At 51.0% G+C, this 15,180-nt stretch carries 9 protein-coding genes, 1 tRNA gene, 3 rRNA genes and 1 other annotated feature; of the genes, 8 read left to right on the forward strand and 5 right to left on the reverse strand.

Annotated features, from left to right (window positions below):
- Positions 1-15: 15 nt before the first annotated feature.
- Positions 16-141 (reverse strand) — a sequence feature (Phe leader region).
- From pheL to bamD, 3 genes are all read right to left on the reverse strand, one after another.
- On the reverse strand, positions 93-140 hold the full coding sequence (gene pheL, locus SK33_RS06060; RefSeq protein ID WP_100250063.1) for a pheA operon leader peptide PheL: 48 nt from the start codon (positions 138-140) through the stop codon (positions 93-95). It overlaps the preceding feature by 48 nt.
- 102 nt (positions 142-243) lie before the next feature.
- Positions 244-582 (reverse strand): ribosome-associated translation inhibitor RaiA, encoded by a 339-nt coding sequence (gene raiA / locus SK33_RS06065; protein WP_003031244.1) that lies wholly within the window; start codon positions 580-582, stop codon positions 244-246.
- Positions 583-851: 269 nt separating this feature from the next.
- Entirely contained in the window at positions 852-1,589 is a 738-nt protein-coding gene (gene bamD / locus SK33_RS06070; RefSeq protein WP_003031245.1) for an outer membrane protein assembly factor BamD, read from the reverse strand.
- Between the two features lie 131 nt (positions 1,590-1,720).
- Between bamD and rluD the strand changes: the two genes are divergently transcribed.
- The 8 genes from rluD (at position 1,721) to SK33_RS06110 (ending at position 13,428) form a co-directional block, all read left to right on the forward strand.
- Entirely contained in the window at positions 1,721-2,701 is a 981-nt protein-coding gene (gene rluD / locus SK33_RS06075; RefSeq protein ID WP_003031246.1) for a 23S rRNA pseudouridine(1911/1915/1917) synthase RluD, read from the forward strand.
- Positions 2,698-3,429 (forward strand): purine nucleoside phosphorylase YfiH, encoded by a 732-nt coding sequence (gene yfiH, locus SK33_RS06080; RefSeq protein ID WP_003031247.1) that lies wholly within the window; start codon positions 2,698-2,700, stop codon positions 3,427-3,429. Before rluD ends, yfiH begins: the two co-directional genes overlap by 4 nt.
- 129 nt (positions 3,430-3,558) lie before the next feature.
- On the forward strand, positions 3,559-6,132 hold the full coding sequence (gene clpB, locus SK33_RS06085; RefSeq protein ID WP_003031249.1) for an ATP-dependent chaperone ClpB: 2,574 nt from the start codon (positions 3,559-3,561) through the stop codon (positions 6,130-6,132).
- 440 nt (positions 6,133-6,572) lie between these two features.
- Positions 6,573-8,114, forward strand: a 16S ribosomal RNA gene (locus SK33_RS06090).
- A gap of 85 nt (positions 8,115-8,199) precedes the next feature.
- A tRNA-Glu gene (locus tag SK33_RS06095) sits at positions 8,200-8,275 on the forward strand.
- Between the two features lie 219 nt (positions 8,276-8,494).
- Positions 8,495-11,401, forward strand: a 23S ribosomal RNA gene (locus SK33_RS06100).
- A 90-nt stretch (positions 11,402-11,491) separates the two neighbouring features.
- Positions 11,492-11,607 (forward strand): 5S ribosomal RNA (gene rrf / locus SK33_RS06105).
- The 16S, 23S and 5S rRNA genes sit together here with 1 tRNA gene alongside, the layout of an rRNA operon.
- 522 nt (positions 11,608-12,129) lie before the next feature.
- Positions 12,130-13,428, forward strand: coding sequence for an MFS transporter (locus SK33_RS06110; protein WP_003037551.1), 1,299 nt, complete (start codon positions 12,130-12,132; stop codon positions 13,426-13,428).
- Here SK33_RS06110 and SK33_RS06115 read toward each other — a convergent pair.
- Positions 13,425-13,760, reverse strand: coding sequence for a YfiM family lipoprotein (locus SK33_RS06115; protein ID WP_191239131.1), 336 nt, complete (start codon positions 13,758-13,760; stop codon positions 13,425-13,427). The genes SK33_RS06110 and SK33_RS06115 overlap by 4 nt on opposite strands.
- Positions 13,761-13,792: 32 nt before the next feature.
- On the reverse strand, positions 13,793-15,148 hold the full coding sequence (pssA, locus tag SK33_RS06120) for a CDP-diacylglycerol--serine O-phosphatidyltransferase (protein WP_008319601.1): 1,356 nt from the start codon (positions 15,146-15,148) through the stop codon (positions 13,793-13,795).
- Between the last annotated feature and the right edge of the window lie 32 nt (positions 15,149-15,180).

The following is a 15,180-nucleotide window of genomic DNA, read 5'->3' on the forward strand; positions in this document are numbered from 1 at the left end:
CCTTTCTTGTTATCAATAAAAAAGGCCCCCCGTTGTGGGAGGCCTTATTGTTCGTCTTCGCATTCTTTATCACACGACGAAACGCCTCCCATTCAGGGGAAGGTAAAAAAGAATGCGAAGAAGAACGGGACAAGTTTCATGTAATTTTCCTTTGGCTACGTCAGTAAAGTACCCGTACTGTTTTCACCCTGTCAACAAAAAACGCGCCCGAAGGCGCGTTGGCGATACACTCAATGTAAGGGACTACTCTTCTTCTGCTTCGACGAAGTTGGCGTCTTTGACTGAAGTTGTTGCACGACGGGCTTCGCCTTTGTGCTGCACTTTATTGAGCTGCCGTTCCAGCTTGTTGATCAAATCGTTAATTGCGGTGTACATATCCTCGTGTTTTGCGCTGGCGACCAGATGTCCGTTCGGTGTATTGATGGTGGCATCAGCAATGAAACCCTGTGGCTCCTTAGACAGAATGATATGTGGATTAATCAGATGAGTTTGCCATTTTTCTAGTTTGGCGAGACGGTCTGCGACATGCTGGCGAATTGCCGGAGTAATTTCCATTTGTTTACTGGTAATGTTCATTGTCATAAATTTTACCTCTTGTCTTTCCCGTCTTGGTGATTCCAGCATACCGTTCCCAATGTCAAAATGCGTGATCTAAATCACATTTTTTTGTCGCTTTTTGTCAAGAAAACCTTTTTGTGAGGCACCGCAGGAACAGGCGATTTTTTACTTGAGGAATACCTGAAAGCAGGCCATATTTGATGGGATGCGTCGGAGCTAAACCGCTTCAGTTGTAGCGTTAACGGATAAAAAAACGGCAGCCCTTGGGCTGCCGTTTTGCATTCTGAGGCAAATCAGGTATTACTGCTGTTAGCGGCAATGATTTTCGCTACTTTTTCTGCCTGCGCATTCATCTGCATCTGGCGATAAGCTTTTTCCATTAATGGCAGAGCATCACGTGTTGCCTGAGTATCAGGGTAGTCGCGTAGCATACCTTCCACACGGTTTACCACGGCAACCCATGCACCGCGGGCAGTGTAGTATTCCGCAACGGAATATTCATACTTCGCCAGACGATCTTTCAGGAACACCAGACGTTTGGTGGCATCAGTAGTGTACTGGCTGTTCGGATAGCCACGTACCAGTTTGGAAAAGTCATTAAACGCAGCTCGGGCGTGTTGCGGATCGCGATCGCTGCGATCAACACCAAAGAATCCTTGCAGTGCGCTATCATCCAACGCCATATTGGTCAGGCCACGCATATACATGACATAATCAATGTTAGGGTGTGTCGGGTTAAGACGGATAAAACGATCGATAGCAGCCTGAGCAAGTGGCAGATCGGCGTTTTTGTAGTAGGCGTAGATGAGATCTAATTGCACCTGCTGAGAATACGGTCCAAATGGATAACGGTTATCCAACGCTTCCAATTGCGTTATTGCCTGTTTCCAGTTACCGTCCTGCAGCTTTTGCTGAGCAGTCGCGTAGATTTCATTTGGCGGATTATCGGGCACCTCTTCCTTTGAACCAGAGCAACCCGCCAAAAACAGGCTCAACGTGGCTGCTGCCACCAGATATTTCATGCGCGTCATGACGTTTTGACTTTCCTCAAAATGTAATACGGGAGATTCTCTGTTCCTGCTCCCGGTTAAGACCAGCTACAATAGCACACTATATTAAACGGCAAAGCCGTAAAACCCAACGTTAAACGAAGAAGCAGTTTATGGCACAACGAGTAGAACTCACCGCAACAGTCTCCGAAAATCAGCTCGGTCAACGCTTAGATCAGGCTTTGGCCGAATTGTTCCCTGATTATTCGCGATCGCGCATAAAAGAATGGATCCTCGACCAGCGCGTGCTGGTAAATGGCAATCTTTGCGATAAACCGAAAGAAAAAGTGTTGGGTGGAGAGCGTGTCTCCATCAATGCAGAAATTGATGAAGAGGTTCGTTTTGAACCTCAGGATATCCCACTGGATATCGTTTATGAAGATGATGATATTCTTGTCATCAACAAACCCCGTGACCTTGTAGTGCATCCGGGCGCCGGGAATCCTGATGGTACGGTATTGAATGCGTTACTGCATTACTACCCGCCAATCGCGGATGTTCCTCGTGCCGGTATCGTACACCGTCTGGATAAAGACACGACCGGATTAATGGTGGTGGCAAAAACGGTTCCGGCACAAACACGTCTGGTTGAGTCATTGCAGCTGCGCGAAATTACCCGTGAGTACGAAGCCGTAGCAATTGGTCACATGACTGCTGGCGGAACCGTTGAGGAACCGATTAGCCGTCACCCGACCAAGCGTACGCACATGGCGGTACACCCAATGGGGAAACCGGCGGTAACGCACTATCGCATTATGGAACACTTCCGTGTGCACACGCGTCTGCGGTTGCGTCTGGAAACCGGACGTACGCACCAGATCCGCGTGCACATGGCACATATCACTCATCCGCTGGTGGGCGATCAGGTCTACGGCGGTCGTCCACGTCCACCGAAAGGCGCTTCTGACGAATTTATCTCCGTACTGCGTAAGTTCGACCGCCAGGCGCTACATGCGACCATGCTGCGTTTGTATCACCCGATTTCCGGTATCGAAATGGAATGGCATGCGCCGATCCCACAAGATATGGTGCAATTGATTGAAGTGATGCGCGCTGATTTCGAAGAACATAAGGATGATATTGCCTGGCTATGAGTAAGCTAATTGTTCCGCAGTGGCCGATACCTCAAGGTGTCGCGGCGTGTAGTTCTACCCGTATTGGCGGAGTCAGTATGCCGCCTTACGATTCGCTGAATCTGGGCGCCCATTGCGGCGATAACCCGGAGCATGTTGAAGAGAACCGCAAACGACTGTTTGCTGCGGGCAATCTGCCGTCAAAGCCGGTCTGGCTGGAGCAGGTCCACGGTAAGGATGTCCTGAAACTGACAGGCGGGCTTTACGCCTCCAAACGCGCAGATGCGTCGTATAGCAACACGCCGGGCACAGTGTGTGCGGTAATGACCGCTGATTGTCTGCCGGTGCTGTTTTGCAATCGCGCCGGGACGGAAGTGGCTGCGGCCCATGCGGGTTGGCGAGGATTATGCGCTGGCGTGCTGGAAGAGACGGTGGCGTGTTTTGCCGACGAACCTGAAAACATTATTGCCTGGCTAGGACCGGCGATAGGCCCAAACGCCTTTGAAGTGGGAGCAGAAGTTCGCGAGGCATTCATGACGAAAGATCCGCAAGCGGACCTCGCATTTGTACCGCGCGGCGACAAGTATCTGGCGGATATCTACCAGCTTGCCCGTCAGCGGCTGGCAAATGTCGGCGTGGAGAACATCCACGGCGGCGACCGTTGCACCTTTAGTGAAAGTGAGACGTTCTTCTCTTATCGTCGCGACAATACCACGGGTCGTATGGCAAGTTTTATTTGGCTGATATAACCTAAAGAATCAAGACGATCCGGTACGTGTAATTTTCTTTTCACATAATTCAGGTCATTCACCTTGAATAATTGAGGGATGACCTCATTTAATCTCCAGTAGCAATTTTGACCTGTTATGGGAGGAGTTATGCGTCTGGATCGTCTTACCAATAAATTCCAGCTTGCTCTTGCCGATGCCCAGTCACTCGCATTGGGGCACGACAATCAATTCATCGAACCACTTCATCTAATGAGCGCCTTGCTGAATCAGGAAGGGGGATCGGTACGTCCTTTATTAACGTCTGCTGGCATTAATGCTGGCCAGTTACGTACAGCCATTGACCAGGCATTGAGCCGCTTGCCGCAGGTAGAAGGTACCGGCGGTGATGTGCAGCCTTCTCAGGAACTGGTGCGTGTACTGAATCTTTGCGACAAGCTGGCGCAAAAACGTGGGGACAACTTTATTTCGTCAGAACTGTTCGTTCTGGCGGTGCTTGAGTCACGCGGTACGCTGACCGACTTATTAAAATCAGCAGGGGCGACGACCGCCAATATCACTCAGGCAATTGAACAAATGCGTGGAGGTGAAAGCGTGAATGACCAGGGGGCTGAAGACCAACGTCAGGCCTTGAAAAAATATACCGTCGATCTGACTGAACGTGCTGAACAGGGCAAACTCGATCCAGTTATCGGCCGTGATGAAGAAATTCGCCGTACCATTCAGGTGCTGCAACGTCGTACTAAAAATAACCCAGTGTTAATCGGTGAACCCGGTGTCGGTAAAACAGCCATTGTTGAAGGGCTGGCCCAACGCATCATCAATGGTGAAGTGCCGGAGGGCTTAAAAGGCCGTCGTGTACTGGCGCTGGATATGGGCGCGCTGGTGGCTGGGGCCAAATATCGCGGTGAGTTTGAAGAGCGCTTAAAAGGTGTGCTGAACGATCTCTCGAAACAGGAAGGCAACGTCATTCTGTTTATCGACGAATTGCATACCATGGTTGGGGCGGGTAAAGCCGATGGCGCGATGGACGCCGGGAACATGCTGAAACCAGCGCTGGCTCGCGGGGAACTGCACTGCGTAGGTGCCACAACGCTTGATGAATATCGCCAGTACATCGAAAAAGATGCGGCGCTGGAACGTCGTTTCCAGAAAGTGTTTGTGGCTGAACCTTCAGTGGAAGACACCATCGCAATCTTGCGTGGCCTGAAAGAACGTTATGAGCTGCACCATCATGTGCAGATTACTGACCCGGCGATTGTTGCGGCAGCTACGTTGTCTCATCGTTATATTGCCGATCGTCAGTTACCGGATAAAGCTATCGACCTTATTGACGAAGCGGCATCCAGCATTCGTATGCAGATTGACTCCAAGCCGGAGGAACTCGACAGACTCGACCGCCGTATTATCCAGCTCAAACTGGAACAGCAGGCATTAATGAAAGAGTCTGATGAGGCAAGTAAAAAACGTCTCGATATGCTCAACGAAGAGCTGGACGACAAAGAGCGCCAGTATTCTGAGTTAGAGGAAGAGTGGAAAGCTGAAAAAGCCTCCCTCTCGGGAACGCAAACTATCAAGGCTGAGCTGGAGCAGGCAAAAATCGCCATCGAACAGGCGCGCCGCGTTGGCGACCTGGCGCGGATGTCTGAACTGCAGTACGGCAAAATTCCTGAACTGGAAAAACAGCTGGAAGCAGCCACCCAGTCTGAAGGCAAAACCATGCGTCTGCTGCGTAATAAAGTCACGGATGCAGAAATTGCTGAGGTGCTGGCGCGCTGGACCGGGATCCCGGTTGCTCGCATGCTGGAAGGCGAACGGGAAAAACTGTTGCGTATGGAACAGGAGCTGCACAGCCGTGTGATTGGTCAGAACGAAGCGGTGGAAGCCGTTTCTAACGCCATCCGTCGTAGCCGCGCGGGCTTGTCCGATCCGAATCGTCCGATTGGTTCATTCTTGTTCCTTGGTCCAACCGGGGTCGGTAAAACCGAACTGTGCAAAGCGCTGGCAAACTTTATGTTCGACAGTGACGACGCAATGGTGCGTATCGATATGTCCGAGTTTATGGAGAAACACTCGGTGTCTCGCTTGGTTGGGGCACCTCCGGGATATGTCGGTTATGAAGAAGGTGGGTATCTGACGGAAGCAGTACGTCGTCGTCCTTACTCTGTCATCCTGCTGGATGAAGTGGAGAAAGCGCACCCGGATGTGTTCAACATTCTGCTGCAGGTGCTTGACGATGGTCGTCTGACTGACGGACAGGGAAGAACGGTCGATTTCCGTAATACGGTTGTCATCATGACCTCGAACCTGGGCTCCGATCTAATCCAGGAACGCTTTGGTGAGCTGGATTACGGCCACATGAAAGATATGGTGCTGGGCGTCGTGAGCCATAACTTCCGCCCGGAATTCATCAACCGTATAGATGAGGTTGTTGTATTCCATCCGTTGGGTGAGCAGCACATTGCTTCTATTGCTCAGATCCAGCTGCAGCGTCTGTACAAACGTCTGGAAGAGCGTGGCTATGAAATCCACATTTCTGACGAGGCGCTTAAACTGCTGAGTGCGAATGGTTACGATCCGGTGTATGGCGCACGTCCATTGAAACGTGCTATCCAGCAGCAGATCGAAAACCCGCTGGCGCAGCAAATTCTGTCTGGTGAACTGATTCCGGGCAAAACGATTCGTCTGGAAGTGAATGACGATCGCATCGTGGCAGTGCAGTAAGTCACAAAACAACAATAAACGGGCCCTGCGGGGCTCGTTTTTGTTTAAAATTCAGGCGGAAATAGACGTATTGATTGAAAAGTAATCGCTTGATAAGTTTTTTATATTTTTAACTTGTCAGCCTGAAATAACTCCCTATAATGCGCCTCCACTGACACGGAACAACGGATTACAAGCCGCCGGGTCAGCGGGGTTCCACTGAGAACTCCGGCGAAGAAAGCGAAATTAAATGCTTGACTTCGCAGCGGGATGGCGTAATATGCACACCCCGCGCCGCTGAGAAAAAGCGAAGCGGCACTGCTCTTTAACAATTTATCAGACAATCTGTGTGGGCACTCGAAGATACGGATTCTTAACGTCGCAAGACGAAAAATGAATACCAAGTCTCTGAGTGAACATACGTAATTCATTACGAAGTTTAATTCACGAGCATCAAACTTAAATTGAAGAGTTTGATCATGGCTCAGATTGAACGCTGGCGGCAGGCCTAACACATGCAAGTCGAACGGTAGCACAGAGGAGCTTGCTCCTTGGGTGACGAGTGGCGGACGGGTGAGTAATGTCTGGGAAACTGCCTGATGGAGGGGGATAACTACTGGAAACGGTAGCTAATACCGCATAACGTCGCAAGACCAAAGAGGGGGACCTTCGGGCCTCTTGCCATCGGATGTGCCCAGATGGGATTAGCTAGTAGGTGGGGTAACGGCTCACCTAGGCGACGATCCCTAGCTGGTCTGAGAGGATGACCAGCCACACTGGAACTGAGACACGGTCCAGACTCCTACGGGAGGCAGCAGTGGGGAATATTGCACAATGGGCGCAAGCCTGATGCAGCCATGCCGCGTGTATGAAGAAGGCCTTCGGGTTGTAAAGTACTTTCAGCGAGGAGGAAGGCATTAAGGTTAATAACCTTAGTGATTGACGTTACTCGCAGAAGAAGCACCGGCTAACTCCGTGCCAGCAGCCGCGGTAATACGGAGGGTGCAAGCGTTAATCGGAATTACTGGGCGTAAAGCGCACGCAGGCGGTCTGTCAAGTCGGATGTGAAATCCCCGGGCTCAACCTGGGAACTGCATCCGAAACTGGCAGGCTAGAGTCTTGTAGAGGGGGGTAGAATTCCAGGTGTAGCGGTGAAATGCGTAGAGATCTGGAGGAATACCGGTGGCGAAGGCGGCCCCCTGGACAAAGACTGACGCTCAGGTGCGAAAGCGTGGGGAGCAAACAGGATTAGATACCCTGGTAGTCCACGCCGTAAACGATGTCGACTTGGAGGTTGTGCCCTTGAGGCGTGGCTTCCGGAGCTAACGCGTTAAGTCGACCGCCTGGGGAGTACGGCCGCAAGGTTAAAACTCAAATGAATTGACGGGGGCCCGCACAAGCGGTGGAGCATGTGGTTTAATTCGATGCAACGCGAAGAACCTTACCTACTCTTGACATCCAGAGAACTTAGCAGAGATGCTTTGGTGCCTTCGGGAACTCTGAGACAGGTGCTGCATGGCTGTCGTCAGCTCGTGTTGTGAAATGTTGGGTTAAGTCCCGCAACGAGCGCAACCCTTATCCTTTGTTGCCAGCGATTCGGTCGGGAACTCAAAGGAGACTGCCAGTGATAAACTGGAGGAAGGTGGGGATGACGTCAAGTCATCATGGCCCTTACGAGTAGGGCTACACACGTGCTACAATGGCATATACAAAGAGAAGCGACCTCGCGAGAGCAAGCGGACCTCATAAAGTATGTCGTAGTCCGGATTGGAGTCTGCAACTCGACTCCATGAAGTCGGAATCGCTAGTAATCGTGGATCAGAATGCCACGGTGAATACGTTCCCGGGCCTTGTACACACCGCCCGTCACACCATGGGAGTGGGTTGCAAAAGAAGTAGGTAGCTTAACCTTCGGGAGGGCGCTTACCACTTTGTGATTCATGACTGGGGTGAAGTCGTAACAAGGTAACCGTAGGGGAACCTGCGGTTGGATCACCTCCTTACCTTAAAGAACCTGCCTTTGAAGTGCTCACACAGATTGTCTGATGAAAAGTAAATAGCAAGGCGTCTTGCGATTGAGACTTATACGTCCCCTTCGTCTAGAGGCCCAGGACACCGCCCTTTCACGGCGGTAACAGGGGTTCGAATCCCCTAGGGGACGCCACTTGCTGGTATGTGTGAGTGAAAGTCGCCGACCCCAATATCTCAAAACTTACCTACGGGTGACGTTTGAGATATTTGCTCTTTAAAAATCTGGATCAAGCTGAAAATTGAAACGACACACTGTTTCATTTCTCCGTAATAAGAAATGAAAAGCGGTGTGTTCGAGTCTCTCAAATTTTCGCAACACGATGATGTTTTACGAAACATCTTCGGGTTGTGAGGTTAAGCGACTAAGCGTACACGGTGGATGCCCTGGCAGTCAGAGGCGATGAAGGACGTGCTAATCTGCGATAAGCGTCGGTAAGGTGATATGAACCGTTATAACCGGCGATTTCCGAATGGGGAAACCCAGTGTGTTTCGACACACTATCATTACGTGAATACATAGCGTAATGAAGCGAACCGGGGGAACTGAAACATCTAAGTACCCCGAGGAAAAGAAATCAACCGAGATTCCCCCAGTAGCGGCGAGCGAACGGGGAGCAGCCCAGAGTCTGAATCAGCTTGTGTGTTAGTGGAACGGTCTGGAAAGTCCGACGGTACAGGGTGATAGTCCCGTACACCAAAATGCACAGGTTGTGAACTCGAAGAGTAGGGCGGGACACGTGGTATCCTGTCTGAATATGGGGGGACCATCCTCCAAGGCTAAATACTCCTGACTGACCGATAGTGAACCAGTACCGTGAGGGAAAGGCGAAAAGAACCCCGGCGAGGGGAGTGAAAAAGAACCTGAAACCGTGTACGTACAAGCAGTGGGAGCCTCTTTATGGGGTGACTGCGTACCTTTTGTATAATGGGTCAGCGACTTATATTCTGTAGCAAGGTTAACCGTATAGGGGAGCCGAAGGGAAACCGAGTCTTAACTGGGCGTTAAGTTGCAGGGTATAGACCCGAAACCCGGTGATCTAGCCATGGGCAGGTTGAAGGTTGGGTAACACTAACTGGAGGACCGAACCGACTAATGTTGAAAAATTAGCGGATGACTTGTGGCTGGGGGTGAAAGGCCAATCAAACCGGGAGATAGCTGGTTCTCCCCGAAAGCTATTTAGGTAGCGCCTCGTGAATTCATCTTCGGGGGTAGAGCACTGTTTCGGCTAGGGGGTCATCCCGACTTACCAACCCGATGCAAACTGCGAATACCGAAGAATGTTATCACGGGAGACACACGGCGGGTGCTAACGTCCGTCGTGAAGAGGGAAACAACCCAGACCGCCAGCTAAGGTCCCAAAGTCATGGTTAAGTGGGAAACGATGTGGGAAGGCACAGACAGCCAGGATGTTGGCTTAGAAGCAGCCATCATTTAAAGAAAGCGTAATAGCTCACTGGTCGAGTCGGCCTGCGCGGAAGATGTAACGGGGCTAAACCATGCACCGAAGCTGCGGCAGCGACACTATGTGTTGTTGGGTAGGGGAGCGTTCTGTAAGCCGTTGAAGGTGTACTGTGAGGTATGCTGGAGGTATCAGAAGTGCGAATGCTGACATAAGTAACGATAATGCGGGTGAAAAACCCGCACGCCGGAAGACCAAGGGTTCCTGTCCAACGTTAATCGGGGCAGGGTGAGTCGACCCCTAAGGCGAGGCCGAAAGGCGTAGTCGATGGGAAACAGGTTAATATTCCTGTACTTGGTGTTACTGCGAAGGGGGGACGGAGAAGGCTATGTTAGCCGGGCGACGGTTGTCCCGGTTTAAGCATGTAGGCGGAGGTTCCAGGTAAATCCGGTACCTTTTTAACGCTGAGGTGTGATGACGAGGCACTACGGTGCTGAAGTAACAAATGCCCTGCTTCCAGGAAAAGCCTCTAAGCATCAGGTAACACGAAATCGTACCCCAAACCGACACAGGTGGTCAGGTAGAGAATACCAAGGCGCTTGAGAGAACTCGGGTGAAGGAACTAGGCAAAATGGTGCCGTAACTTCGGGAGAAGGCACGCTGATATGTAGGTGAAGCGGTTTACCCGTGGAGCTGAAATCAGTCGAAGATACCAGCTGGCTGCAACTGTTTATTAAAAACACAGCACTGTGCAAACACGAAAGTGGACGTATACGGTGTGACGCCTGCCCGGTGCCGGAAGGTTAATTGATGGGGTTATCCGTAAGGAGAAGCTCTTGATCGAAGCCCCGGTAAACGGCGGCCGTAACTATAACGGTCCTAAGGTAGCGAAATTCCTTGTCGGGTAAGTTCCGACCTGCACGAATGGCGTAATGATGGCCAGGCTGTCTCCACCCGAGACTCAGTGAAATTGAACTCGCTGTGAAGATGCAGTGTACCCGCGGCAAGACGGAAAGACCCCGTGAACCTTTACTATAGCTTGACACTGAACACTGGTCCTTGATGTGTAGGATAGGTGGGAGGCTTTGAAGTGTGGACGCCAGTCTGCATGGAGCCATCCTTGAAATACCACCCTTTAATGGCTGGTGTTCTAACGTGGACCCGTAATCCGGGTTGCGGACAGTGTCTGGTGGGTAGTTTGACTGGGGCGGTCTCCTCCTAAAGAGTAACGGAGGAGCACGAAGGTTAGCTAATCCTGGTCGGACATCAGGAGGTTAGTGCAAAGGCATAAGCTAGCTTGACTGCGAGAGTGACGGCTCGAGCAGGTGCGAAAGCAGGTCTTAGTGATCCGGTGGTTCTGAATGGAAGGGCCATCGCTCAACGGATAAAAGGTACTCCGGGGATAACAGGCTGATACCGCCCAAGAGTTCATATCGACGGCGGTGTTTGGCACCTCGATGTCGGCTCATCACATCCTGGGGCTGAAGTAGGTCCCAAGGGTATGGCTGTTCGCCATTTAAAGTGGTACGCGAGCTGGGTTTAGAACGTCGTGAGACAGTTCGGTCCCTATCTGCCGTGGGCGCTGGAGAATTGAGGGGGGCTGCTCCTAGTACGAGAGGACCGGAGTGGACGCATCACTGGTGTTCGGGTTGTCATGCCAATGGCATTGCCCGGTAGCTAAATGCGGAAGAGATAAGTGCTGAAAGCATCTAAGCACGAAACTTGCCCCGAGATGAGTTCTCCCTGAGACTTTAAGTCTCCTGAAGGAACGTTAAAGACGATGACGTTGATAGGTCGGGTGTGTAAGCGTAGCGATACGTTGAGCTAACCGATACTAATGAACCGTGAGGCTTAACCTTACAACGCCGAAGATGTTTTGGCGAAGAGACGACATTCAGCTTGATACAGATAAGATTAACCGGCGAAAAGCGGGTTAATAACAGAATTTGCCTGGCGGCTGTAGCGCGGTGGTCCCACCTGACCCCATGCCGAACTCAGAAGTGAAACGCCGTAGCGCCGATGGTAGTGTGGGGTCTCCCCATGCGAGAGTAGGGAACTGCCAGGCATCAAATAAAAACAAAAGGCCCGGTCGAAAGACCGGGCCTTTTGTTTTATCTGTGGTCTGTCGGTGAGCGCTCTCCTGAGGAGGACAAATCCGCCGGGAGCGGATTTGAACGTTGCGCAGCAACGGCCCGGAGGGTGGCGGGCAGGACGCCCGCCATAAACTGGCAGGCATCAAATAAAGTGAAGAAGCCCATCCTGACGGATGGGCTTTTTTGCGTGTGTGCGGGGTAAAAACCGCCGGGCTGAACGTATTGTGCAGGCCTGATAAGCGCAGCGCATCACGCAATTCCGGCGGCAGATTGCTGGATTCGACGTAACCGCCTTAATCGACTAACAAAAGCACACTGTCTCGATCTACTACACGGATCTCTCCCTCGAACATATCTGAATCCTTTCTCTGCTAATTAAAATCGTGATCTTTCCTGCATAATAATATATAACAATTATATAACATTTAATTCACCAAAAAACACACAACCATCATTGATAAATTCATGCGATCGTTGGCAGGGGTACAATTCTAATGGCTGATAGTAGTGTAACTGAGAACGGGGCGCTGGCAGACGGCGATACCCGCCGTCGTATATGGGCGATTGTCGGAGCATCATCAGGGAATCTGGTCGAATGGTTTGATTTCTATATCTACTCTTTCTGTTCTCTTTATTTTGCTCATATCTTTTTCCCATCAGGAAATACCACCACACAACTCTTACAAACCGCCGGCGTGTTTGCCGCAGGCTTCTTGATGCGACCAATTGGAGGCTGGTTGTTTGGCCGTATTGCGGATAAGCACGGGCGTAAAAAGTCCATGTTGCTGTCCGTTTGTATGATGTGTATGGGATCGTTGGTGATCGCTTGTCTACCGGGATATGAAACTATCGGTACCTGGGCCCCTGCGCTATTATTGCTGGCCAGACTATTCCAGGGGTTATCTGTAGGTGGTGAATACGGAACCAGCGCGACCTATATGAGTGAAGTTGCCGTTGAAGGTAAGAAAGGTTTTTATGCTTCATTCCAGTACGTGACGTTAATCGGCGGACAGTTACTGGCATTGCTGGTTGTGGTCATATTACAGCACACGTTAGAAGACTCTGCGCTCAGAGCGTGGGGTTGGCGTATTCCATTTGCGTTGGGCGCCGTGCTGGCTATTGTTGCGCTATGGCTGCGTCGTCAACTGGATGAAACCTCGAAACAGGACGTTCGCGCGCTGAAAGAAGCGGGTTCCCTGAAAGGTCTGTGGCGTAATCGCAAAGCCTTTGTCATGGTGCTTGGCTTTACCGCCGCGGGTTCGTTGTGTTTTTACACGTTCACAACCTACATGCAGAAATACCTGGTCAATACCGCTGGTATGCATGCCAACGTAGCCAGCGGGATTATGACGGCGGCACTGTGTGTGTTCATGCTGGTTCAACCGCTGTTCGGCGCTTTGTCAGATAAGATTGGCCGGCGTACTTCAATGCTGTGTTTTGGCGCGTTGGCTGCGATTTTCACTGTTCCCATTCTGACAGCATTGCAAAGCGTAACATCCCCGTATATGGCGTTTGCTCTGGTGATGTGTGCCCTGTTAATCGTGAGTTTCTATACGTCAATCAGCGGTATTTTGAAGGCTGAGATGTTCCCGGCGCAGGTGCGTGCTCTGGGAGTTGGCTTATCTTATGCGGTGGCTAATGCCCTGTTTGGTGGCTCAGCTGAATATGTGGCGTTATCCCTGAAGTCTGTCGGTATGGAAACGACATTCTTCTGGTACGTCACCGCGCTGGCAGTTGTCGCGTTTTTAGTATCGCTGATGCTGCATGGGAAGGGGAAAGGTCTGCGCCTCTAGTAATGTGCCAGTTGCCAGACCGCATAGCCGGTAGACGCGCCTGCAACATCCCAGGCGAAGTCCTTCCAGCTCCAGCCGCTCCCTGCGGGACGGCTGTCCCACAGTTCTTTTGATGCGCCCAGGCTGACTGAGAACATCAGGCCGATAGCCGCACTGCGATCGCGGCTGTTGCCCTGATGTTGGGCATATTCAGTGCCGGCTGCGGCAAGCATGGCGGAGGCGATGAAGTGTTGAGCTTTGTCTTGCCCACTCCACTGGTCGTTAGCCATGTGGCTGCAGCCAGAAATGGCCAGAATGCTGGTAAGAATGAACAGGCGCACCGTTGCCTCCATATGAAAAACCCCGTCACTGGACGGGGTCTTGATTACAGAATACGGCTAATTAATCTGTCGATACGAATGCGGCGTAGTCGACGAATAAGCTTACGCACTTTGACTGGATAGTCAGCAATACTTTGCAGGTCGCGATAGTGCTTAACGACGGTAGTATGCGTACGGATAAGCTCCAGCTCTTTATCGCGCTGGGGAGTCAGCTCTTGCTTAGGATCGTGGATAAGGATTGCGTTTTCCAGATCCAGACGCCAGGCGCGAGGGTTAAGGTTGTTGCCGGTGAGCAGCATCCATTTATCATCAACCCACATACCTTTCAGATGATAGGTGTTGTCATCATCTTTCCATAGGCGTACGACCAGCTGGTCGGTATTCACGTAATACTGCAATCTGCTCAGGAAACGGCGCAGATTTATTTCATACAGATAAGGCAGCGCGCCGATGATCTTGAATGGCTCATCTTCTGGAATGAAAAAGTCGTTGGCGGTTTTATCACCGACAATGATTTCAACCTTTTTCCCTTCACGCAGCAGTTGAATGATATTGCGCACCAGTATGGCGGGCAGGTTGAAATAAGGGGTACAGATTGTGAGTTTGTGCTCCGCGCAGGGCATAAGATGGAAAATGGTCTTATTTAACAGACTGGATTTCCCAAGGCCCACCAGAGGCGTAACCGAAAGCTGTTCGTTATCAGCATCACCCTGAAAATGGAATGACGCATCACGCAGTTCTTGGCGGTACAGGCGGATGTCGTTTTTAATTTCCGGGCTTTTAGGTCGGTTGATATCATCAAGGCGGTTAACGCCGCGACCCTTTATCAGGTTCTGCGTAACCCAATCGAACATGATATCGGCCATTTGCGCATTGCGAATCAACTGATAACGGTCATAGCGATATTTATCATGCTGATGCAGGTAAACATCGTTCAGACTGGCTCCGCTGTACAGGACGCTGTCATCGATAATAAAGCCTTTGAAATGCAGGACGCCAAGTGCTTCACGGGTGTTAATCGGAACGCCATAAACAGGAATATCGATACCAGGGTTTTCTTGCGCCATTCGGCAATACCAGTCAGCATTAGTATTGGATGCCGCAGCCCCAATACGACCGCGCTGAGCTCTGTGCCAGTCGACAAGCACCCGGACATCCAGTTCAGGACGCTGCCGTTTTGCCGCATAGAGAGCGTCAAGTATGCCTTTACCACCGTCATCCTGTTCCAGGTACAGCGCAATAATGCAGATCCGTCGCGTCGCGCTGGCTATTTTTTCCAGCAGAGTCTCCCTGAAATTAGCGGGAGCATAAAAGAAATCTACATCATCAACTGACTGAGAAATCTTGGGTAGTTGGGCAAGGTGTTGTTGATGTTTATTACGCTTAAATTTTGACAACATCACAGTGCATTTCTTCTCTGTTCATTGAAGGG

The organism is Citrobacter sp. MGH103, from assembly GCF_001034475.2.
Taxonomy (GTDB): domain Bacteria; phylum Pseudomonadota; class Gammaproteobacteria; order Enterobacterales; family Enterobacteriaceae; genus Citrobacter; species Citrobacter freundii.